Below are 23,406 nucleotides of genomic sequence, written 5' to 3' on the forward strand. Positions count from 1 at the left end.
GAAGACCTGGGCACCCCAACACGACGAAAGCGTCGCAGGAAAGGCCACGCCAACTGTGACGTCGGGCGTGGCCCGCAAGAGTGGACCTTCTCGAAGCTGAAGGCCGCAGCCGTGCGAATGGCTGCGGCCTGGGCGGTGGTGCTGCGAGAGCGCTCCGGTGTTGAGGCCGCGCCGATCGATCGGTACGCCACGGTGCGGCCATCATCGAGCTGCCGGCCGCGGTGATCCCGTGGTTGCACCGAGGCCGGCCCTCGCCTGCATCCGCCGCTGATCGACCGGCCCGCGTTGTGAGATCCCGTCAGACGGGTCACGACGACGTGAAAGGCTGCATCGCCTGACCGCTTGGCCGGGAGCTGATGCGATAGCCGTTCACCGCGCCGTGGTGGCGGCCTCGGCGATGTGCTCGGGGCGGACGCCCATCCCGATGAAGCGGCCCATGAGGTGACGCAGCGGCGGCAGCGTCCGGAACGCTGTGAAGATCGGCGGCACGTGCTGGGTCGTGTCGTCGCCCAGGTCCTTGGGATAGAGGTCCCTCAGGATGCCGAGCTGGAAAGCCTGGGTCACCCGCGCGGCGCGTTGTCTGCGCGACTGCACCCGGGCCAGCTCGACATCCTCTGGTACGCCGCCTCGGGCGAGAAGCGGACCCAGCAGGTTGGCGGTGGCCACCGCGTCCTGCACGGCCAGGTTGATGCCCACGCCGCCCGCGGGCGACATGGCGTGGGCGGCGTCGCCGATGCACAGCACTCCCGGCCGATGCCATCGGGTGAGCCGGTTGACCTGGACGGTCAGCTGGTGGACCGCCTCCCAGTCGTCGATCTGCCGGGTGCGGTCGCGCAGGGCGGGTGCCAGCTCCGCCACCCTGTCCCGGAACGCGGGCAGCCCGGCGGCCTTGAGCTCGGCGAAGGCGGTCGCGGGAACCGCGTAGGCGATCTGCCAGTAGTCGCCCCGGTCGATCGAGATCAACGCTCCCTTGCCGCCCTGGAAGAAGGGCACCCGATCCTCCGCCCGGCGCGGCAGGCGAAACCACAGCACGTCCATGGGCGGAGAGTCGTTCACGGGAGCCAGGTCCGCCCGCGCCCGTACCGTGGAGTGGCGGCCGTCCGCCCCGATCACCAGGTTGGCCCGTACCTCCACGGGCCCGTCCTCGGTGTCGGCCAGGACACCGGTCACCCGCCCCCGCTCGGTGAGGAGCTCCCTCACCTCGGCACGGCGCAGGAGGCGGAAGGAGGGGTAGGCGGTGGCCTTGTCGGCCAGAAAGTCCAGTACGTCCCACTGCGGCATGAACGCGATGTAGGGGCAGCGCACCTTCAACCTGCTGAAATCGGCGAAGGTGACGTCCTTGCCGCCCATGTTGACCGTCACGTGGGGCATCTTGGTGTGCGGGAGGCTGAGGAACTCCTCGATCCACCCCAGCTCGGCGATCAACTCCAGGGTGGAGGGGTGGACGGTGTCGCCGCGGAAGTCGCGCAGGAAGTCCGCGTGCTTCTCCAGCACGATCACCTCCACGCCCTGACGGGCCAGCAGCAGCCCGGCCATCATTCCCGCCGGGCCGCCCCCGACGACACAACACTGTGCACGCATGGTCATCCCTCTTCCGGAAACAGCAGCCCGACCAGGGCCGCGATATCGATGGGGGTGCCCAGCCGCCGATTGACGGCCACGGTGGCGAACAGGGTCCGGGCCGCGGTGGCGGTGTCGTGGCCGCGAAGCTCACCGGCGGCGACCCGCTCGGCCAGGAAGCCGCCGATGAGCCGCTGCCCCTCGCTCACCAGCGCCGCCAGCGGCGCACGGGCCTGGGCGGCGCTGAAGAACAACGCCATCAGGTCGGCGTGGCCGGCCAGCAACCCGTCGAAGGACTCCAGCAGCTCTGTCAGCACTTGGGTGGCCGGGCGAGGGTCGTTCGGCTCGGCTCGCAACTCACGCAGCCGGGGCAGGAAGCCTCGCTCCGACAGGAGCGTCTCCACCATCGCCTCTTTGCTGTCGAAGTAGCGATACAGCAGGCCGGGAGTGACGCCCGCTGCCTGCGCCACATCCTTGACCGTGGCCCCGTCCACGCCCTTGTCGGCGAACACCGTCAGCGCCGCGTCCAACAGTTGCTCCCGGCGCCACGCCGCCTGCTCGCTTCGCGTCCTGGCCATCGCCTTCATCTCGTTGAGTAAACGTTTATTCAATGTATCAGAGGGTTTCAACCGTGGCGCTCGTCAAGCTCGTGCCAGGCGGCGTGCGGGTGCGCACTCGGAGCAGGCGCATGCCGCCATCCTGACGAAAATCACTGAGTGCAGGATCTGGCGGACGACAGAGGCATCGGCGTATACCCGTATCGCCCCGGAGCCCTCTTCCAGCAGGGGCAGGCATCTGCGCTGGGCGGCATGCTGCGCGAGCATCCAGGCGGCCGCATCCGCGCCAGCTTGCGAGTGAGTCTCAGCGAAGGTGTCGTTCACGTCACGGATGCCGCACTCGACATGAGTCTCCTACGTCTCGCTGAGGCGATCCCGCAGCGCGTCGTACACGTCCGTCGGGAGCGGGCCCTTCTGGGCGGCGGCGACATTGGCCCGCATGTGCGCCGCGTCGGTCGAGCCGACGATCAACGAGTGCAGATCTCGGTGGCTGAGGATGAAGCGGAGCAGGAGTTCCATCGTCGAGGCGCCGTCCGCCAGATCGTCCAGGCCGGCGGCGGCGAGCCGCGCGTGGCGGTCGGCGAGCGGCCGGCGTATTGGCTCCGGTATGGCCTCGGGCGGAGCCACGAGCGGGCGGGCGACCGAGCCGCGCGCGATCGTCCCCGCGCCGGCTGCCGCGGCGGCGGTGATGAGTTCCTCGTGGGAGCGGTCGAGCGCCGAGTAAGGGAGGAGGAAAACGTCGAACGACCCGATCGCGATGTGCTCCGGAAGGTTGGGCAGATTCCCTGACATGCCGGTGAAGCGGATCGCGCCTTCGTCCTGGAGGGCCAGCATCTCGGCGATGGTGTCCTCGGCCCGCATCACGGCGACGCTCGGGCTCATGTGCACCATCAGGATGTCAAGGTGGTCGGTGCGCATCCGGCGCAGACTCTGTTCGACGCACGCGCGGACGTTCGCCCTCGTGTAGACGTGCGGCGAACCGTCCGCGGCGAGTGGGCAGCCGCACTTGCTGGAGAGGATGAATTCGTCGCGCCGGTGGGAGATCCAGCGGCCGATGTGCTCCTCGGCGTCGCCGTAGTCCGGCGAGGTGTCGATGAGGTTCACTCCCGAGTCGAGGACCGTGTTCAACAGCGTGCGGGCCTCATCGTCGCTTATCTGTTTGCCCCAGGCCTGTGGCCCGCGCAGCTCCATCGCTCCGTAGCCGAGGCGGCTCGTCTGTAACCCTGTTCTGCCCAGCTTCGCGGTTGGCAGCGTCACGTCATCGTCCTCTTTTCGGTCTCGGCCGTCCTGGCGTGGGCGGGTTCGATGGCGCCGAACCACCGCCGCGAGGCTGCTCGGAGTGCTTCCAACTCCGCGGGATCTGGTTGGGGTGATGCCGATGCCCAGGCCACGTAGCAGTCCGGTCGAAGGAGCAGAGCTGTGGGCGCGGGGGTCTGGGGGCGTGCGGTGACGATGTCGACGTGGTCGTGCCACGGGGCGAGCGTCTCGGCGAGCGATGCGTCTTCGGTCAGGTCCAGCAGCAGAGGGCGTGCGGTTCTGGTCAGCTCGGCCAGCCGGACCGGCCCGGACGGGGTGCGCAGTTCCATGTCCGGGGCGAACCGGCCGGTCAGCGGGTGCGCCTCGGGTTCGCCCATGTCGTAGCGGACGTCGGCGCCCGCGGTGAGTTCGGCCAGGCGCTGTACGGTGTTCGGGTCGCGGAGCAGTTCGGTGAACAGCTCGCGCAGGCCGGTGACGTCGCTGCCGGGGGCGATCAGGGCGGACTGCGCCCGTGCGTTCAGGACCATGCGGTGGGCGGCCGATCGCCGCTCGGTCTCGTAGCTGTCCAGCAGTCCGGGCGGGGCGCCTCCCCGGAGCTCGGCGGCGAGTTTCCAGCCGAGGTTGATCGCGTCCTGCAGGCCGAGGTTGAGTCCGGGTCCACCCCCCGTGGCGCCGTACACGTGGGCGGCGTCACCGATCAGGAACACCCGGCCGTCGGCGAACCGTTCGGCGACCCGGGTGTTACCCCCGGTCATTCGGCGCAGCGCGTGCGGACCTTCGCCGTCGGGCGGACCAAGCGGCACATCGACGCCGAGCACGCGGCGGATGCTCGCCCGCAACTCCTCCAGGCTCATCGGGGCGTCGGTCGCGGGCTGGTCCCACTCTGTGGCACTGATCAGCGGCGGGTGGCCGGGCATCGGCGCGTAGGAGAACCCTCCATGCTCGGTGCGGTGCGGCAGGAACGGCAGAACAGCGCCATAGCCGGGCACGTTCAGCGCGCCGGTCGCGGGATCGACCCAGTCCGCCGGGATCGTCGCGTGCGCTGAGCGGAGCGTCATCCGGTCGTAGGTGATGCCGGGGAACTCGATGCCGGAGAGCTTGCGGGTGGTGCTGTGGGCTCCATCCGCGCCGATGAGATACCGGGCCCGCAGCTGGTACGCCCCGCCCGGACTCGCGACGTCGACGGTGACCGCGTCGTCGTCCTGCGACAGGCCGACGACCTCGTGTCCCCGCCGGATCTCCACGCCCAGTTCGATGGCGCGCTCCTGCAGGACCTGCACAATGCGGCGCTGTGGTACCGGCAGGGCATAGATCGGACTGTCCGCCAGCAGGCTCAGGTCCAGGCCCATCGCGCCGAACATGAAGTACGCGGAGTTCGGCTGCGGCGGTGCCGGGTTACCGCTGAGACGTTCGTACAGCCCGCGGCGGTCGATCATTTTCACGACCTGGCCGAGTAATCCGTTCGCTTTCGGTTCCTCGCTCGGCTCCGGTAGCCGTTCCAGCACGATCGGCCGGACCCCGGCCAGGCTCAGTTCGCAGGCCAGCATCAGCCCGTTCGGACCGCCGCCGGCGATAACGACATCTGTGATCATTGACGTCTTTTCCTTCTGTGGTTCTTAGGGGACGGGAAGGCCCGCGGTGAGCTGGTCGAACACCTCGCGCAGCAGCGGCGCGAGCGGAATCGGCCGATCGGCGCTCAGGACGTGCTCGACGGCCACGGCGCTGCCCGCGCTGACCACCGCGGCGACCAGTTTCGGGTAGACGTCATGGGCCACGTCGGTGCCGGTGCGCTCGGCGATCGCCTTGGCCAGCTCGTCCTTCGCGGCCGCGTCCGCCTTGAGGATCTCGCCGTGCAGCGCCGGCTCGGTCAGCAGGAGCCGGAGCGCGTCGTGCCGGCGCTGGTCTTGGGGAGACCCGCCGCCGTTGCCCTCGCCCGGTGCGAGGTGGGCCTGGACCGCGCTCACGATCGAGTCCCATAGCCGCTCATCGACCGGCCGCGCGCGCAGTTCGTCGGCGATCCGCAGCGCGCGTTCCAGGTGGCTGGCGGCAATCGCCTCGGCCTTGCTGGAGAAATAGTTACGAAAGGTGCGTACGGACACGTTCGCCGCTGCGGCGATGTCCTCCACCGTCACGTTGCTCCACCCGCGCTCGACGCACAGGTGGATCGTGGCCTGGCTCAGCGCGAGCCGGGTCTCCCGCTTCTTGCGCTCCCGCAGCCCGATACCGACATTCTCGTCAGCCGTCATGTCCACCACCGTAGCGAATCTTGCCAAAAATGCAAAAATGCCGTTTTGGCAAGATTTTTCGCCAACGCTTTCGGGGTGTTGATGAAAGTTTCAGTAGTTTTGGGGCATTTGCCCAGTTCGCCCGCGTCGCTGCTTGACCGGCCGACACTCTGCGGGGAGGTTCGTGTCGAACCTTCCTGCGTTGGGAGTCAGATGAGTCGCCGGTTACTCGCCATCCTGCTTCCCGGTCTCCTGGTCGCGCTGTGCGCCCTGGTGCCCTTGACGGAACAGCCCGCCGGCGCGGTCAGCGACCCGCCCGGTCCTGTGACGGGCAACGCCACCTACTTCGACGGGCTCGGCACGCCGTACGGTGGCTGCGGAGTGCCCCAGGCGAACATCGACTCCCAGGACTTCGTCGCGCTCAACGTCTACAACACGCCCGGCGATTACACCTTCTACCCCCGGCCGTTGACGGGGGCCAACCTCAGCAAGGCCGGGTTGTGGAACAACGGCCTGAACTGCGGCCGCTACGTCCAGGTAGAGGTCAGCGATTTCTGCACGGGCACCAATGATGGCGCGCAGAATCAGCCGTTCTGCCGCAACGGCTCCTGGGTCGCCGATGCCTACAACGGCGCGAAGCTGACCATGCTGGTCGCCGACAGTTGCGGCGACTCCAACGCCTGGTGCCGCGACGATCCGTACCATCTGGACCTGGCCAAGGACTCACTCAACCGGTTCGTGAAGAACGGCGCCGCGGTCGGGGACATGTATCCCGGCCATTGGAACAACCGGCACCTCACCTGGTCGTTCATCCCCGCGCCCAACTACAGCGGCGACATCGACATCGGGTTCATGCAGTCCGCCCAGGTCTGGTGGCCGGCGATCTCCGTCTCGCACCTGGCCAACGGCATTCACGGCGTCGAGTACTTCGCCAACGGAGCGTGGCAGACCGCCCAGATGAACGGCGACATGGGCCAGTCCTACATCGTCGGCGGGACCACGTCGGGCGGCAGCCAGTACCAGATCCGGGTCCGAGACGTCACGGACACACTGATCAACGGCGGTCGCGTGTACAGCTTCACGCTTCCGTCCAGCTGCAACCCGCAATGCGGCACGCCCTACACCAAGGTCGGCTACACCACCTCGAACGGCCCGACCACCACACCCACGCCGACCCCCACTCCCACGCCCACGGGCGGCACCGGTGTCTCCTGCGGCGTGAACTACCAGGTCGCCAACGCCTGGCAGGGCGGCTTCACGACCAGCGTCACCGTGCGGAACACGGGGACCGCGGCCTGGAACAACTGGACGGTCACGTGGACCATGCCGTCCGGCGTGACCCTGACCAACGCCTGGAGCTCCACCATCACGTCGTCGGGCACCACCTGGACGATCAAGGCGCCGAGCTGGGCCACGAGCCTGGCGCCGGGCGCGTCGGCCACCTTCGGCTTCCAGGCCAACGGCCCGTCCACGCCCGGCCCGGCCGGCATCACCTGTTCATAGGCTCAGCTCGTGGTCATGAGGGTCAGGCTTTCGTCCTTCACGGATGGCGCGATGTCGCGGGTGACGCGGTACGGGGCGAGGTCGGGACCGTCGCCGTTGATGATCTCCTGAGCCACGAGGCGGCCGAGTTCGGGGGCGAGGTTGACGCCGCTGTGGGTGACCAGGTGATAGAGGCCGGGGGCGTCGGGGTGCGTGCCCGCCAGTGGCAGGCCGTCCGCCGGTACGGGCCGGACGCCGAGACGGACGCCGGCCAGCCGGGCGGTGCGCAGCGCGGGCAGGATCCGCTGGCCGCCGGCGTGCAGCCGTTCCGCCAGGGCGTCGTCGCCCTGGCCGGGGAGCAGCGCGTCGACGGGCCAGGAGATGGAGCAGATCCGGTCTCCGGGGGCGGGACGCAGGTCCACCTGGGGCGTGGCCAGGATCGCGTCGAGCCGGAGTCCGGGGATGGGGGTGCTCTCCCCCACCAGCCCGGGGATCCGGGTCATGGGGAGATCGGTGCCGGCGAGCGCCGCGACGCGGTCGGCGTCCGGGCCGGTGCAGTTGATCACCCAGTCGGCTTCCCAGCGTCGCGTACCGGTCTCGACGCCGGTGACGGTGTCGCCACTGCGGATCAGCGCTTGTGCCCGCAGGCCGTACCTGATGTCGGCGCCGAGCGTGGCGGCGTGATCGAGCAGGCGCTGGACGAAGAGCGGGGCGTCGTACCACGCGCTCTGGTCGTGGACGACGAGTTCGCTCGCCGTGCAGGCCGCGGGGTCGACGGCGGGGGCGAGTTCGCGCAGCTCGGACGGTTCGGCGATGCGGCAGGCATGCCCCCAGGATTTGAGGCGGACGGCCCGCTCCCTGAGCCCTGCCTGGCTCTCCTCGCTGTCACCCCACTGGATGGCGGGCATGGGGTGCCACCACGAAGGGCCCCCGAGTTCCTCGGCCAGCGTGGCGTGCAGGGCGGCGCTGGCGCGGTTCAGCTCGTAATAGGTGCGTGGGGTCTTCAGATGGGTGACGTCCATGGAGAAGGTCGCGCTGGAGGTCCCCCCGGCGGGGCCGCCGGCTTCGATGACGACGACCTGAGCCCCTGCGACGGCCAGGTGGTAGGCGACGGAGGCACCGAGCACTCCGGCACCGAGAACGATGACGCGGGACACGTGGATATCTTTCCTTCGGGGTCAGAGAACCTTGCTGAGGAATGCCCGGGTGCGCTCGTGCCGGGGTTCGCCGAGCACGGCGCCGGGGGGCCCGGATTCCACGACGACCCCGTCGTCCATGAAGACGATGGCGTCGCACACCTCGCGGGCGAATCCCATCTCGTGGGTGACGATGATCATCGTCATGCCGTCCGCACGCACCAGGTCGCGCATGACGTCCAGGACCTCGCCCACGAGCTCGGGGTCCAGGGCCGAGGTCGGCTCGTCGAACAGCATGAGACCGGGCCGCATCGCCAGGGCACGGGCGATGGCGACGCGCTGCTGCTGGCCACCGGAGAGCTGGTCGGGGCGGCTGTGCGCCTTGTCTGCCAGTCCCACCCTGGCCAGCAGGGCGTGGGCGCGCTCGCGTACCTCCGCCTTCGGCTCCCGCTTGGCCATGATCGGCGCCATCATGATGTTCTCGAGCGCGGTCATGTGCGGGAAGAGGTTGAAGCGCTGGAAGACCATCCCGATGTCCACCCGCTGGGCGGCGATCGCCTTGTCCGGCAGTTCGTAGACCTTTCCGCCACGCTCCTCGTAGCCGATCAGGCGGTCGCGGAAGTACAGGCGGCCGGCGTCGATGCGTTCGAGGTGGTTGATGCAGCGCAGGAAGGTGGACTTGCCGGACCCCGACGGGCCGATCAGGGCCAGCACCTCGCCCTCCGCGACCTCCAGGTCGATGCCTTTGAGCACGTCGAGCGTGCCGAAACGCTTGTGCACGCCTTCCGCGCGGATGAGGGTCTTCATCGGCTGAACCTGCGTTCGATGTAGTGCTGCCCGGCGTTCAGTACGGTCGTGGCCACGAGGTACCAGAAGCAGGCCACCGTGAGCAGGGGGACCTGCTGGAAGTTCCTGGAGTAGATGCCCTGGATCGAGGTCAGGAGCTCTGGTACGGCGATGGCGAAGACGAGGGAGGTGGTCTTGAGCATGGAGACCACCTGGTTGCCCGTCGGCGGGATGATGACCCGCATGGCCTGCGGAAGAATGATCTTGCGCAGGGTCTGGAAGCGGGTGAGGCCCAGGGCATGGGCCGCCTCCGTCTGGCCAGGGTCGACGGAGGCGATGCCGGCCCGCACGATCTCGCCCATGTAGGCCGCCTCGTGCAGGCCGAGGCCCAGCACCGCCGCGGTGAGCTGGGTGATGATCATGTTGGTGTCGAACTGCACGAACGTCGGCCCCCAGGGCACACCGAGTCCGATCGTCGGCACCACCGCGGACAGGAAGTACCAGAACAACAGCTGCACCAGCAGCGGCACACCGCGGAAGATCCAGATGTAGAACCCGCTCAGCCCCGCCAGCAAGGGGTTGGGCGACATGCGCAGAACGGCGAGGACGACTCCGCCCGCGACGCCGACCACCATGGCGAGCACAGTGAGCAGCAGCGTGGTGGCCAGCCCGCTCAGTACCGCGGGAGAGAAGAGGTACTCGCCGACCACCTTCCACTCCATGCGCGGGTTGGCCACCCACCCCTGCAGCAGGAAGATCGCCACGAAGCCGAGGACGGCCGCGCCCACCCAACGCCCCGGGTGACGGAGCGGGACGGCCTGGATCTGCGCCTTCGCGTTCGGTTGTGCGGTCTGCCGGGTCGTGGTCACGACCCGCCGCCGTTGATCACGGCCTTGTCCAGGGCGCCCGAGTCCATCTTCCACTTGGCGAGGATCTTGGCGTAGGAGCCGTTGTCCATCAGCTTCTGCAGCGCCTGTTGCACGGCCTTGGCCAGGTTCTGGTCTTCTTTGTTGACGAGGATCCCGTACGGGAGGAAGCGGTAAGGCTGGCCCACCTGCTTCATCCGGCCACTGGACTGGTTGGCCTGGTAGCTGATGGTGGGCGTGCCGCCGATGAAGGCGTTGGCCCGGCCGGTGGAGACCGCCTGCAGGCAACCGACCGTGTCGGGGAACACCAGCACCTTGACCGCGGGCTTGCCCGCCGCCGTGCACTTCTTGTTCTGCTGCTCGGCGTCGTCGGCCTGGGCCGTGCCCTGCTCGACGGCCGCCGTCTTGCCGCAGAGATCGTCGAGCGACTTGACCGCCTGAGCGTCCTTGTCCTGGACCAGCAGCGAACTGCTGGTCTTGAAGTAGTCGACGAAGGTGACCTTCGCCTGGCGTTCCGGCTTGTCGAGCATCGCCTGGATGGCCAGGTCATAGCGGCGTGCCTGCACACCGGCGATGAGGCTGTCGAAGCTGGCCTGGTTGAACGTCACCTCGACGCCGAGCACCTGGCCGATGGCCTTCATCAGCTCGGGCTCCAGGCCGATGACCGACTTGTTGTCGGTGTCGAGGAAGACCAGCGGTGGGTAGTTGTGACCCGCCGCGACGTTGAGCGTGCCACCCTTCTTGATCTTGTCGGGCAGAAGATCGTGGAGCTCTTGACTCTTCTGCTGCGCCGGGGCGGCCGCCTGGGAGGCGCCACCTCCGGAGCAAGCGGTCAGGGACAGGAGTCCCGCCAGGCCGAATGCGGCGGCTGCTTGGGTGAACCGCATCGAGCAGGACACCCCCTCTCGGGTTAGTGCTACGTTCCGTAAACACCAATATTGGGGGTCCGTTTAGATACGGCAAGGTGAGCGAGCGTGCGCGTTTGTGCACAGACTGTTCAGTCTTGCTTATCCTTTTTCTGGATCCCCACCAGCTAACCGGCGATCGTCTCGCCTCAAGGTGGGTCGCGGTCTGGTGATGCAAGTCGCCGGACTGTTAAGTTGGGCCGATGCTCACCCCGATCCAGTTGCAGGCCATCCGTGAAGTGGTCGCCACCGGTTCGCTCAGGACCGCCGCCAAGCGCCTCGGATTCACCCCGTCGGCGATCTCGCAGCAGGTCTCCTCGCTGGAGCGGACCCTGGGTGTCCAGCTGTTCGAGCGCCTGCCGCGCAGCATCCGGCCCACCGCGGCGGGGGCCGAGCTGGCCCGCAAGGCCGCCAGGTTGCTGGCCGATCTCGAGGCGGCGGAGGAGGAGATGCGCTCCTTCGCCGGCGCCCACCGGGGCAGACTGCGGCTCGGCAGCTTCTGGTCCGCCGGATTCCGGCTGGTGCCCGCCGTACTGGCCGAGTTTCTCCGCGACCGCCCCAACGTGGACATCCGCTACGAGGAAGGCGATCCGCACGGGACCATTCCAGCGGTGAACGAGGGGCGGCTCGACCTGGCCGTGGTCTTCGAGTACGGCATGGTGCCGCACAACTGGCCGAAGGACCTGACCATGACGTTGATCATGGAGGAGCCGCTCTACGTGCTCGTACCGACCGGCCATCGGCTGGCCGCCCGCAAGCGCATCCAGTTCGGCGAGCTGTCCGCCGAACGATGGATCTCCTACACCGAGGGGATGGACGCCTCACTCAACCTGTCACACATCTGCGCGGCCAGCGGCTTCGACCCCGACGTGCTGTTCCGCACCAACGACTACAACCTGCCCTTCGAGCTCGTCCGCAAAGGGCTGGGGGTGGCGATCGTGCCGGAGCTGGCGATGATCGAGTCGCACGACGTGTGCGTGTTCCGGCTCGGCGACGCCGCCCACATTCGCCGGGTCTACACCGTGAGCCGCGCCACCGACCCGAACCCCCTGCTCGGCCACGCGACGAACATGCTCATCAGCGCCGCCGAACTCCTGCACCGGCGCACGGACCTCCCCGTCGCTGTGTAAGCCCATTCAACGGGGGTTGGGATCACTCCGGCTCGGCGTGCAGCCGGCGGAAGTCGTCCAGGCTCCGGCGGTAGAAAGTGCGGTCGCTCTCCAGCTTCCGCCTGGTCAGCCGGTCGGGGTCGGACTCGGCCACCGACCTGCCCGACTCGGTCCAGAAAGCGTCGGGAGACAGCTCGGCCGCGCCCGGCGGGAAGAACTTCAGCGCCTCTTCCACGGCGCCCTCGGCGAAGCGCCAGTCGGCTTCGACGTTCTCGTAGCCGTGGTCGCCGGACGGATCGGCGGCGTAGAAGAGCGCGCCCTCCAGCGCCCTGCGCGTGTACGTCGCGGCGATGAGGATCCACTGACCGGGGTCGATCAGCTCGGAGAGCCCGGAGCCGAAGATCGCGCCCTCCTCCCGCGCGCCGATCTCGGCCTCGTAGGGGACGAGGATCTCCAGAGCGCCCAGGCTCACCACGATCCCGTCCGGTTCCCGCGCGAGCGTCGCCTGCCGCGACGCCCCGGGCTCGCCGTCGTGGGCCACCAGGTCGAGGTAGACGTACGCCTCCACCAGCGAACGGCCCAGGCCGCGCTCAGGCATGACCGGCCGCCAGGTCCTGGTAGGTGTCCTTGACGACCAGCAGCCGGTCGAGCTCGAACCTGCCGGGCTCGGCCGCCCGCATCCGCTGCCCGCGCTCGGACCAGAATCCGTCGTCGGGCACGGCGTCCGCGCCGGGCGGCGCGAACTTGATGACCTCCTCGACGGCCGCGGTCGCGACCCGCAGCGCCCGCCGGGCCTCGGCCTGATCGTCCACGGGTACGTTGCCCGCGCTCAGGTCGGCCACCCACAGCCACTCACCCGCGTCGAGCAGCTCCGACGGCTCCGATCCGCCGAACGTCGGGTAGCCCGTGGGCATCACCGGCCGCTCGGGCAGCCCGAACAGGTATTCCCGCGCGGTCCCGCACTCCTCGCACGTGCCCGTGTAGCGGTTGACCAGCTCGCCCTCGACGCTGACCAGCCCACTGTGCCAGGTCGTCTCCGCCGACCCGCACGCGCACGGGTGCAGGTCGAGGTAGAGATGCGCCTCGTCCCTCGTCCGCGCCACCGCGAATGCCATAACCATCCTTTCCTCGACAGTCCATCATGCCGGAACGCCGCCCTCACAGCGCGGCCACGCGCTCCCCGGACGGCACCCGCTCTCGGTCCCGCTCGGGCTCGGGCTCGGGCTCGGGCTGGTGGCCGCACCGGCACGGCTCGCCCGCGGGGCACCGGCACTCTTCCGGTGGCCACCAGCCGGTCCCGTTGGCGAGCGCGCGCAGGCGGTCCAGGCGCGCGGACCAGTCCCGCGGGCGCTTGCCGCTCGCGAGCGCGGCGAGCTCGTCGGCCACCGGCCGCGGGATGAGCCGCCACACCTCCGGGCGGGCGCCGGTGAGCAGGTCGAACAGCACGCCGACCCGGCCGAACCGCTGGGCCGTGGTGGCCGCCCGCGCCTGTCGCACGGCCTCGTGCACCTCGGCCATGGCCGCATGGTCACCAGGGTGTCCGCCCAGCGCGCGGGCGACGGCCGCGGCGGCGGTCGCGGCGGCGGCCCGCTCGTTCGCGCCGATCGTGCGGCGGCCGTCCACCTGGTACGTCAGCATGCCGGGCTCGGGAGGCCCGGCATGGTCCGGCCGGACCTCGACGGGGATGGGCGGACGGCCGGGCAGCACGATGTCCATCAGGCCGGGGCCGTACACCTGGACCCGTGCGCCCATGAGCGCCGCGGCGCGCGCGATCGCCCTGGTCGCGGCGGTCTCGGGCAGCGCCGCGCCGCCACGGACGGCCGCGACGTCCGCGGGAGAGAGCTCGCCCGCCCGGGCGAGCTCCAGCAGCCTGGGCGTGGCCCCGTCCTGACCGGGCGCCAGGCCGGCCCGGCTGATCTCGGCGCGCAGCGCGGACCTCTCGTCCGCCGCGCCGCGGGGGCCGGCCTCGGTGATCGCGTGGACCAGGCCGCGGAGCCGGGCGAGCGTACTGGCGTCGGGCACGCCGAGTGCCCGGTGGGACACCACCGGGCCCGGCCCGAGCAGCGGCTCGTCCGGCCGTCCCGCGAGCCTCGCCGCGTGCGCCGCCACCTGCTCGGCCACCGCGGCCGTCACCCGGGCTCCGCCCTCCGAGGGCACCCGCAGGGTCAGCCGGTCCGAGGTACTCGCCTCGACGGTCACCTCAGTGGCGTTCCGCGCGGCCTCGGCCAGCTCCAGGGTGAACCGGCCGCCGCCCGCGGTCACGATGAACTCCTTCACCTGGCCCGGCGCCGGACTCACGTCGGCCACGCGGGCGATCTGGGCCACCTTGGAGAGCCCGGCCGCCGAGGTGTCGAGGCCCGTGGCGCTCCCGCCGCTGAGCAGCCGCGCGATCCTGCTCTGCGGCTCGGCGGCGGCCGGTGCGCGCGGGCCCGTCCCCCAGGGTGGCGCGGGCGGGGTGTGGCCGCGCCGCTCGACGTCGGCGGCGATGGCGTCGATCGCGTCCGCCAGACGCGACCGGGTGGCGGAATCGGAGGCGGCGCGCCACTTGTCCGACAGGTGGGCGTGCTCGTTCAGGCGCGGGAGCAGGCAGAGGTCGGAGCCCTCGGCCTGCTCCTGGGAGAGCGACGGCCGTACGACGCCCTGCGGCGCGCCCCAGGCGGCGGCGGTCGCCTCCTGGGCGACGTGCGTGAGCTCGTGCACCAGGGTGGCCGACACGACGTCCGGATGCACGCGCGGCCCGATACGCATCAGGTGCGGGTCTTCCGGCGTGCCGGCGCGCAGCTCCGTGGCGGCGTTCAGCCCCTCGCCCGGGTTCCCGACGATCACGCGGACGTGCTGGTCGGGTGAGGCGGGGAGCTGGACGGCCATCGTGTCATCGGCGGTCCAGCTGATGCGCTCGGCGACCCCGGTCGCGGAGCGGGCCTGGGCGCGTACCTCGGCCGTGGTCAGGTCGGGAACCCCCGCGGGCCGGGCCGAGCTGGCGTAGATGGTGTCCTCGATCTCGGGCGAGGTCACGCTGGGCGGCGCCACGCCCTGGCCGACGCTTCCGCCCACCGGCTCGTTCGGGAACGGCCGGTCGGCCGGCCACAGCGACTTCTCGGTGTCGACCGCGACGACACCGCGGGCCATCAGCGCGGCCTTGACCTGGTGGGTGAAGGTGCCGGGCGTCTCGGAGTTCATGAAGACGTCGCGCAGGTCGAGGTCGATGCCGGAGGCGGCGTCCAGCAGCAGCGGGGAGAGCGTGGCGAACGCCTCGGCGAACCCGCCGTCGGCCGGTTCGCCGATGGGGACGCGCAGCGCGCCGTTGGGGTAGGCGTGGTAACGGTGCGGCCCATCCGCCTCCGTGACCTCCACGATGGCCACCTCGCCGCGTTCGCGGGCGGCCAGCCGCGCGTCCCGCAGCGCGTCGATCGCGCCCTCGCGGCCGGGCTCCGGCGTGAACCTGAACGTCGGCAGCCCCAGCTCCTCGGTGGGCAGGGGCGCGAGCCGCACGTCCTCCTCCATCCGCGCCAGCAGCTCCTCGATCTCGTCCCCGAAGAGGACCACGTCGATCTCGCCGCTGGTGGCGCCCGGCAGGCGGACGGGCTCGCCGACGGGATGCTCATGGCCGTCCCTCAGCCGTGCCACGTTCTGGAACGACAGGTCGTAGTCGACTCTGAGTCGGACAATGTAGGCGGCGCTCTTCTGGAACATGCTCCGCTCGCGGCGCGCCCCGTGATGGTCGCTCACACTCTCGGAGGTCTGCAGGCGGACGCGGGCGCCGAAGCCGAGCCCCGACTCGCCGTCCGAGAGGTTGGCGCCCGCGCCGCCCGGCACCACGCGGCTGCGGGACAGGGTCGCGTTCTGGGCGTTGGCCGCCCGGTCGACCTCTCCCTTCTCCGCGTCGAACGGTCCGGCGGCGATGGTGAGGTCCGACAGGCGAGCGGTGATGTTCACCTCGGCGCCCTGGTTCCTGAACTTCTGCCTGGCCGCCCGCACGACCACCTCGCCCCCGGGCCCGGTCATCCGCTCGAACGCGGTCAGCATCGCCGACGGGAGCAGCCGCGCGACCAGCTCGGGGCGGATCTCCGCGACCGACGTGGCGCCCACCATCTTGGTGAGCTGCGCGACGATGACCTCGTACAGGGTGGGCCCGCTCGGGTCCTCCCTGATCGCCGCCGGGAAGTGGCCCGGATGCAGCTCGACCGGGCGGGGATCGGGCGTGGTCACCAGCGGCCCGGCATCCTCGGACGCCGGCCGGATCATGCCGGTCGGGATGCGCCGCACCAAGGTGGCGGCGTAGACGACCGGCGGCGCGGTGCGGATCCTGCCGCGCAGTTTGCCGGCCAGCCTGCTCAACCGGCCCGCCAGCTTGCCCTTACGCATCGGCCTGCGCTCGACCTCGATGACGAGCAGCATGTCCTGCTGGACCCGGTCGAGTTCGCTGAACAGGCCGATCCGCTGCAGCCGCGTGCTCTGCCGGTTGATCGAGCCCGTGTACGAGCGGCCCCGGTCGGTGGACACTCCCCCGCCGTGGCCGTCGCCGTTGTCGGAGGCGCCGTAGTCGAGCCCCGCCGAGTAGGAGCCGTTGTACGACTCGGAGTGCGAACGGTCGCCGTAACGGTAGCGCTGGATGATGATCCCGGCCTGCGTCAGGTGCGCGAGGAACTTCGCCCAGCGGGGATGCTTGGAGTCGGCCGGCACCAGCCGCGCCTTGACCGTGACCTCCTCGGTCTGCGTGCCGTTCTGCACCTCGTAGCTCTTCTCGAAGCCGCTGCGCGACCACATGTCGAGGACGCGGATCCGGACCGCGTCGTCGGAGAAGTCGACGGCCAGCTCCTCGCCCAGGGTCGGGCTGCCCTCCATCGCCCCCGGGACCGCATCGGCCACGGCGCGGGTCACCGCGTCCAGCATCGGCAGGTGGTCGCCCTGCGCGTCGGTGAGATCGAGTGACTCCACCGTGCTCAGCGACACCGACTCGTCGAACGAGGGGGCCAGCACGACGCCCCTGGAGCGTTCGAGCAGGTCCGACGCCTGGCTGAGGACCTTGTCGAGGTCCTTGGCCGTGTCCCCCGAGGGCCGGCCGGGCAGCGGCCGGCCGTTCGGGTCCGTCGCGGCCGGGTCGGGCGTGACCCCCATCACCTCCCTGAGCCTGCCGAGCAGGGCCTTCGGGGTGTGCCGCGCCGCGTAGCCGACGTCCGCGCCGGCCGCCCGCGCCTTGGCCACGTCGGCGGTGTAGCGCTGGACCAGGGGCACGGCGATGCTGGTGTCGAGGTTCAGGCTGCGGTTGAGGAAGCGTTCGATGGCGTCGCTCACGAGGGCTGCCGGCAGCGAGAGCTCGCCTTCGGCGTACATCAGCAACGCCTCTTCCTCGGCCAGCGAGAACAGCGCGGTGCCCGGCGCGGTGGCCGTCCGGGTTTCGCCGAGGGGAATCCGGCCGGCGGCCGGCAGCGCGTCCGCCGTGCTCTCCGAGCCGGTGAACGTGAGCTCGGTGGATGCGCGGATGATGTAGTGGCGGCCGTACTTGATGGTGAGTTCCTCGTTGCCCCAGATGTCGAGGATCGAGGTGGAATCCGAGGTGCCCCCCGACCGGGAGGGCAGCGACAGCGTGCCGCTGTCGCTCGACGTCCCGCCACCGTCGAGGTCGGAGACGCTCGTCGCGGCGCCGGCGGACACGTTCGACGAGCCGCCCCAGGACACGCCGGCGCTGCCGAGCCCGAACAGGATGTCGCCGCTCACGTGGTCGACGATGCCTATCACTTCCGCCTCGCCGAGTTCGCCGGACACCGACAGCGATGAGCGGGTGGGCACGCCGTCGACGTTCAGGGCGAGGCCGGCGGTCAGCGCCCGGGTGAACATCTTGAAATGGGAGACGAGGTTGCGCACGTTCAGCATCGCGGCGATGGTCTGGAACGCGCCGGAGCCGGGGCGCATGCCCCTGTCCAGCACCTGCCGGGCGGCGGCCTGCGACCCCGGCACGTCCATGTGCAGCAGCCGCAGACTGCGCTGCGCCTTCCTGGAGAGCTTGCCCAGGGGCGCCGGCGGGACGTCGTCCACGGCCGGGAGGAGGTCGCCGGCGATCTTCAGGGTCGCTCTGCCGGTCTCGGTGGCCAGCGTCGTCGTCGTGCCGTCGTGCAGGAGCTCTGCCGTCATGACATGCCCCAGCGAGACGATCGCGACCGGGCCGCTGCTCTCCTCCAGCGTCACCACGTTCACCGTGGCGCCGGCGCTGGAGCCGACCGACCTGGTGCGGCTGCCGCCCGCGTTGACGCCCACTTCGTGCGTCATGCCGTCGTGGCCCTGGTCGGGCCCGTCGCTCTCGCTGACGGACGCGCCGCCCGCGTACGTCCTGGACTTGCCGATGGCCCGGGCGGAGGTGTCGGAGCCGATGTCGAGATTGACCACCGTCTCCGTGTCGGTGTGCTTCATGGGGCCCACGTCACTGAAGTCCTGCTTCAGTGACAGGCGCAGCTGGTAGTTCTCCGGGGCGCCGTTCAGGCCGTGCAGCGTGAGGTCGAGGAGGATGCCGTCCTGGGCCAGGGAGTCGTAGGCCGCGCGGATCCGGTGCTCTTTCAGCTGCTCCGTGACCTCCTGGTGGTTGAGGATCTGGGCAGCGCGTGCGAGCCGGTTGGACGCGTACTCCGTCACGCCGTTGACGGTCTTGGGAATGATGCCGCGCTCGGCGAGCTTGTCCAGCACCTTCTCCTCGAACGTGTCCAGTCCCTCGATGTCCCCCACGACGGCGGGACCCGCGCCGCGCATCTGCCCGGGGCCGTCGCCCAGCCAGACGGGCAGCTCGGCCTTGCGGCCCGGCGGCGGGCCGGGGCGCGGGTCGCCGCGCAGCACCTGGTTGCCGTCGGCGTCGAGCACCGGCCGGCCCTTGTCGTCGTACACCAGCGCCGCGCTGTCGACGGGCAGTCCGAAGCGGTAGGCGGCCGACTCCCGCATGCTGACCACCGCCGTGCTCCGCACCGGGCGCAGCGTGACGGGCGGCTTGCCGTACACCTCCACCGTGTACGTGGTCTCCACCACGAGCTTGTAGCTCTGCTTGGGGTGGGTCTTCCGGTGCACGCTCGGGTGGATCGCCTGCTTGTTCGCAGTGGCGGAGTACGACCGCGACACCCCCCTGGAGCCTCTGGCCTTGGGCCCGATGGAGGGGTGGTAGGGGCCGAGGCCGCCGATTCCCTCCAGCGAGGGATCCTTGAAGCCGGCGGAGGCGTTGCCCTCCGCCGACCTGCCGACCGACGCCCCGCCGGGCAGCGCGACGAAGTCGGTGATCACCTCCTCCTCCCACTCCTCGGCGCTCGCGCCGCCCAGCGGCTCGGACTCCACCCTGATGATCCTGCTGTCGGCGCGTACCCTCGCGTGCGGCTGGCCGTTCCTGGTGAAGACCCGCTGGTGACCCTTGTTGACGGCGTCGCGCAGCTGATGGGGTACCTCGTCGGTGATGAACGTGCGTAACTCGTCATGCGGGACGGCACCGACCTTGGTGTACTCCCCGCCGAGGGCCGCGGCGACGGTGTCGAGGTGGTCCTCCGTGTCGCTCATGCTGATGAGGACGTGCTTGGGGAGTTTCCGATCGCGCTTGTCCTCGTCGATCGAGACCAGCTTGCGCGGTGTCTGGTCGGCGTAGGACTGCGAGATCCAGATCCGCTGCGCGGCGGCGTCGCCCGGCGCTCCGGAGTCGACCGTGACGCTCTCGCCCCAGCCCTCCGACTGCCGGAAGCGCACCTGGACGTTCCAGCTCGCGGCGGCGTCGAACAGCAGCGGTTCGCTCCTGTCGTCGGCGACGTAGCCGCCCTGCGCGAACGCCCCGGAGCCGCCCGTCGCCGCCCAGCTGCGCCCGATGCCCGCCCCGACGCTGACCCCCAGCATCTCGACCATGTTCCTGGCCAGCTCGCCCTCGGGCAGCATCGGCGCCAGGACGCCGCTGTTGAAGCCCGGCGATATCCCGACATTTCCTGATTCGGTGACACTGACCGTGCGGCCCGACTGGAAGAACTGGCCCACCATGATCTCGGAGGCCTTGATGGCCGAGTCCATCACCTCGACCAGGTCGGTGAGGGTGAGCCTGATCCGCACCTCCGCCGCCGACCGGCCGCGGCCCACCCGCAGCACGACGCCCTCGGAGGAGACGACCTTGTGGAAGTCGGCTCGCAGGGCCTGCTCCAGGTCGATCGCCGTGAACCTGGGGCCGGGTCCGTTGGCCTCCAGCATCTTGTTCACGGTGGTGGTGAGCGTGGTCAGGTGGGGGAGCCGGCCCGTCGGCTGGGACGCGGCCAAGCTGAGCTCCTGCGGCAGCGCCGCCGCCAGCGCGTCCAGGTAGCTCTGATGGTGCCGCTGGGCGTCGGCCGCCAGCCGCCGGGCGATGTGGGCCATGCCGACCTCGCCCGCCTGTGTTGGTCTGCCGATCTGGTGCATGGCCTGCAGGAGCTGCTCGTACGTCTGCCGCGCGCGCGTCGCCTCCGCCAGCGCGACACGGTACGCCGCGGCGATCCGGAGGTTCCGCTCCTGCGCGGCGCGGAACGTCCGGTTCTCCTGCCGGGCCGTGCGCGCCCGCTCGAAACGGCCACTGTCGTGCTGGTTCCTCGCCTTGCGGGCCGCGCGTGTGGCCTTGCGGGCCTTCTTCCTCGCCTCCTCGGCGGCCTCCATCTTGTGCTGGATCTGCTTCTGAAGCGCCTTCTCGGCCTTCGCCAGCGCTTCGGCGACGGCCTGCACCTGGTCGGCGCGGGAGGCGTTGCCGGGTAAGGCCGGGGCCTGCTGCGTCCGGGTGCCCTGCGTGGGTGCCCAGGGCGGCAGCGGCGGGGTGTGGCCGCGCTCGCTCAGCTGGCGGGCCACGCCGTCGATGTCCACGGCGAGCAGGCGCTGCTCGCCCAGCGTCGGGGCCCGGTGCCACTTCTCGGCCAGGAACGCCAGCTCGTTGAGCTGCGCCGCCGCGCACATGTCCCGGGTGTTCTTCCCGGGGCGCGGCAGGGCTCGCTGCCTCCTGCCCTCACCGGCCGACAGCACCTTCTGGAACGTGTCGGTGATCTCGTGCAGCCAGACCCTGGAGACCTGCCCCTCGGCGACGCGCGGGCCGAAGTGGACCAGGTACGGAAAGTCCTCGGTCCCGGCTCTCTTGGTATCGGTCTCGCCCATCAGGCTCTGGCTCAGGCCGCCGATGACAGGGCGGAAGTAGAAGGTGCCGTTCGTCCTCGTGTGGACCGCCAGCAACCGGCCGCCCTGCGACCAGGAGAAACCGGTCACGTCCTCGTTGAGGAAGTGACGTGACTGCAGCTCGGAGAACGCGTGGTGCACCTCGTCCAGGGTCAGGTCGGGGCCCTGGCGGCCGTCGGGCACGTGCCTGGTGCCGGGGACGGGTCTCGACGTGACCGTGCCCGGCTTGCTCGTCGGCGCTGTGGTGGCCAGGTCGCCCTGGGCGGGGGTTTCGCCCTGAGCGGGGGTTCTGCCCTGGGCGGGGGTTTCGCCCTCCTGGACGACCAGCAGCATCGCGGTCGCCTCCGCCTGCAGGTCCGCGACGTCGGTGACCTGCTCGGCGCGGGTGTCGAGGGCGGAGCGGAGGCGGTTCATCGTGGCGGCGGTGATCGTGCGCACGCTGGAGCCGGAGGTGACGAGGAGGTCGCCGGTCGGGCCGATCACCGCGTCGGGGAAGTCCGTGGCGAGCGCGCCGATCAGGGCCGCACGGGCTCGGTCGGCGGCCGGGGCGGTGACTGGCGCGGTGACCGCGGCAGGGTGCGTGGCCGTGTCCCGCGTCCCGTGGTCCGCCGCGTCTGCCTGTGGGGCGGTATGGGTCGAGGGGGCGGCCGTGCTCTGGTCGCTGGTCGCGACCGGGTTGGTGGTTCCCGTCGGGTCGGGCGTCGCAGCGTTGTCCGGCGCCGCGTTGCCCGGGGCTGCCGTCTGATCCGGCCTCGCAGCGTTGTCGGGCGTCGCCGTGTGGTCCGGCGTCGCCGTGTGGTCCGGGGCTTGGGCCGGCTGGCCCGCCGCCTTGGTCGTGTCCGGCGAAGCGTGTTCCGCTGTGCCGGTCTGACCCTGTGCGGGCGCCGCCGCGGCGCCGCGCCCGGAGGGGTGGTGCGCCCCGTTGGTGGGCTCCGGAGAGGTGCCGGGCTGGGCTCGATCGCCGCGGTCCTGGGCGGCCGAGCCGCGCTTGGGAGCGGACGCGTCCAGGTCCGGGGCGGCGGCCGCGCGCCCGGTCGCGCTGTCCGGGCCCGTGGAGGACGGCGCGGCCGATCCCGCCGTCGCGGGCGAGTGGGGTGCGGCGCCGGCCCTCGGGGCGCCGGCCGCCGCGGGGTCGGGTACGCGTACGGCCGCACCCGGCTGGCCGCCGCCCGGGCCGGGGCCGCCACCCACCGGGCTCCCATCCGGCGTGCCCCCCGGCGTACCCCCCGACGGGTCGCCGCCCGCGCGGACGGCGTCGGCGCGGGCCGCGGCGTCATAGGCGGAGGCGAGAGCGGTCGTCGGATGGGCCAGCGTCGTGTAGACCGAGGGGTTGAACGGGCTGATGGATCCGGTGCGCCCGGCACCGCCCATGAAGCCGCCCATGAGGGAGTCGGCCGTGAACGGGTTCTCCCACTGACCGTAGACCGCACCGTTGGCGATGAAGCTGCCGACCGGGGAGGCGATGGTGTTGGTCGCGCCGGTGGTGATCGCCCGGCCCGCGAACCCGGGCACCCGCCCGGTGACACGGGACACGGGCCCGGCCACCTTCATGCCCACGATCGCGCCGCCGCCCGCGCCGATGATCGCGGCCTTGGACTTGTCCCAGTCGATCTCTTTCCTGGTGCCCATCTTGATCTGCTGGTACTGGGCGGCGAAGTCGATGAAGAACTCCTCGCCGATCTCCTCGATGAGCTCGTGGCCCATCGCGGAGCCCAGCAGCCTGGTGATCACGCTCCGCCCGGTGGCGCCGCTGAGCGCGGCGACGCGGGCCAGCCGCGTCGTGCCCACCTCCCTGGCCCCGGCGACCGCGAGCCTGACGAGGATCCGGCTGATGGCCGCGCGGGCGCCGGCCGCGTACGGTCCGATGAGCGCGGTGGTGGATCCGGCGGTGAAGAAGTTGACGATGATGGCGATCGCGATGGCGACGACCGTGACCCAGAACGCCACGTTGACCGAGAGCTTGGAGTACTGGGTCTCGACGGCGAAGTTGCTCGCCTGCTGCGCGTAGGCCCGCGCGTTCCGGGCCACCCCCGACATCCCGCCCTCGTGGCCGTACAGGACCTTGGCCCTGGTGATGAAGTTGGCGGTGGCGGGCGAGTTCCAGCCGGTCGCGATGGTGCGCGCGGCCGTACCCGCGCGCGGTGCGCTGCCGATGGACCCAGTGGCCAGGTTCTCGTAATCCTGGCCCATCTTCGACAGCCCGCTCTCGCTGGCCTCCGGCCATTTCTGGCCGCCGGACAGCATCGGGATCAGCCAGTTGACGACCCAGCTGGGCAGCGCCTCGGTCTCCCAGGCGGGGAGGACGTCCCGGTCGATGCGCACGATCGGCTGGCCGCCGGTCGCCTGGCTGCCTGTGCTGACGGCGCCGGAAGCGCCGTTGACGGTCAC

General features: G+C 70.8%; 14 protein-coding genes. 2 read left to right on the forward strand and 12 right to left on the reverse strand.

Going from position 1 to position 23,406, the window contains the following annotated elements:
* Positions 1-369: 369 nt before the first annotated feature.
* The 5 genes from ACGFNP_RS08000 to ACGFNP_RS08020 form a co-directional block, all read right to left on the reverse strand.
* Entirely contained in the window at positions 370-1,581 is a 1,212-nt protein-coding gene (locus tag ACGFNP_RS08000) for an FAD-dependent oxidoreductase (protein WP_393316104.1), read from the reverse strand.
* A gap of 2 nt (positions 1,582-1,583) precedes the next feature.
* Positions 1,584-2,138 (reverse strand): TetR/AcrR family transcriptional regulator, encoded by a 555-nt coding sequence (locus tag ACGFNP_RS08005; RefSeq protein ID WP_393316107.1) that lies wholly within the window; start codon positions 2,136-2,138, stop codon positions 1,584-1,586.
* A 333-nt stretch (positions 2,139-2,471) separates the two neighbouring features.
* Positions 2,472-3,374, reverse strand: a complete 903-nt coding sequence (locus ACGFNP_RS08010) for an aldo/keto reductase (protein WP_358318741.1) — start codon at positions 3,372-3,374, stop codon at positions 2,472-2,474.
* Positions 3,371-4,966 (reverse strand): FAD-dependent oxidoreductase, encoded by a 1,596-nt coding sequence (locus ACGFNP_RS08015; RefSeq protein WP_393316110.1) that lies wholly within the window; start codon positions 4,964-4,966, stop codon positions 3,371-3,373. The genes ACGFNP_RS08010 and ACGFNP_RS08015 overlap by 4 nt, the downstream gene beginning before the upstream one ends.
* Positions 4,967-4,990: 24 nt before the next feature.
* Positions 4,991-5,620 carry a TetR family transcriptional regulator gene (locus ACGFNP_RS08020; RefSeq protein ID WP_358318739.1) on the reverse strand — a complete coding sequence of 210 codons (630 nt, stop codon included), beginning with the start codon at positions 5,618-5,620 and terminating at the stop codon, positions 4,991-4,993.
* Positions 5,621-5,812: 192 nt separating this feature from the next.
* Between ACGFNP_RS08020 and ACGFNP_RS08025 the strand changes: the two genes are divergently transcribed.
* Positions 5,813-7,102, forward strand: a complete 1,290-nt coding sequence (locus ACGFNP_RS08025; RefSeq protein WP_393316114.1) for a cellulose binding domain-containing protein — start codon at positions 5,813-5,815, stop codon at positions 7,100-7,102.
* A gap of 2 nt (positions 7,103-7,104) precedes the next feature.
* Here the strand turns inward: ACGFNP_RS08025 and ACGFNP_RS08030 are convergent, their stop codons facing one another.
* Genes ACGFNP_RS08030 through ACGFNP_RS08045 form a run of 4 tightly spaced genes read right to left on the reverse strand, consistent with a single transcriptional unit; the run spans position 7,105 to position 10,756 of the window.
* Positions 7,105-8,238, reverse strand: a complete 1,134-nt coding sequence (locus ACGFNP_RS08030; RefSeq protein ID WP_358318737.1) for an FAD-binding oxidoreductase — start codon at positions 8,236-8,238, stop codon at positions 7,105-7,107.
* A gap of 21 nt (positions 8,239-8,259) precedes the next feature.
* Complete coding sequence (locus ACGFNP_RS08035; protein WP_358318736.1) at positions 8,260-9,024, reverse strand: amino acid ABC transporter ATP-binding protein; 765 nt, start codon at positions 9,022-9,024, stop codon at positions 8,260-8,262.
* On the reverse strand, positions 9,021-9,872 hold the full coding sequence (locus ACGFNP_RS08040; RefSeq protein ID WP_358318735.1) for an amino acid ABC transporter permease: 852 nt from the start codon (positions 9,870-9,872) through the stop codon (positions 9,021-9,023). The genes ACGFNP_RS08035 and ACGFNP_RS08040 overlap by 4 nt, the downstream gene beginning before the upstream one ends.
* Entirely contained in the window at positions 9,869-10,756 is an 888-nt protein-coding gene (locus ACGFNP_RS08045; protein ID WP_358318734.1) for an ABC transporter substrate-binding protein, read from the reverse strand. Before ACGFNP_RS08045 ends, ACGFNP_RS08040 begins: the two co-directional genes overlap by 4 nt.
* A 221-nt stretch (positions 10,757-10,977) precedes the next feature.
* Between ACGFNP_RS08045 and ACGFNP_RS08050 the strand changes: the two genes are divergently transcribed.
* Positions 10,978-11,904 (forward strand): LysR family transcriptional regulator, encoded by a 927-nt coding sequence (locus ACGFNP_RS08050; RefSeq protein ID WP_393316119.1) that lies wholly within the window; start codon positions 10,978-10,980, stop codon positions 11,902-11,904.
* Between the two features lie 22 nt (positions 11,905-11,926).
* Here the strand turns inward: ACGFNP_RS08050 and ACGFNP_RS08055 are convergent, their stop codons facing one another.
* Genes ACGFNP_RS08055 through ACGFNP_RS08065 form a run of 3 tightly spaced genes read right to left on the reverse strand, consistent with a single transcriptional unit; the run spans position 11,927 to position 23,406 of the window.
* Entirely contained in the window at positions 11,927-12,481 is a 555-nt protein-coding gene (locus ACGFNP_RS08055; protein WP_358318732.1) for a hypothetical protein, read from the reverse strand.
* Positions 12,474-12,998, reverse strand: a complete 525-nt coding sequence (locus tag ACGFNP_RS08060) for a hypothetical protein (protein WP_358318731.1) — start codon at positions 12,996-12,998, stop codon at positions 12,474-12,476. The genes ACGFNP_RS08055 and ACGFNP_RS08060 overlap by 8 nt, the downstream gene beginning before the upstream one ends.
* Positions 12,999-13,041: 43 nt before the next feature.
* Positions 13,042-23,406 (reverse strand): hypothetical protein, encoded by a 10,365-nt coding sequence (locus ACGFNP_RS08065; RefSeq protein WP_393316123.1) that lies wholly within the window; start codon positions 23,404-23,406, stop codon positions 13,042-13,044.

Origin of the sequence: Nonomuraea sp. NPDC049269, from assembly GCF_043197155.1 — a bacterium.
Lineage (GTDB): Bacteria > Actinomycetota > Actinomycetes > Streptosporangiales > Streptosporangiaceae > Nonomuraea.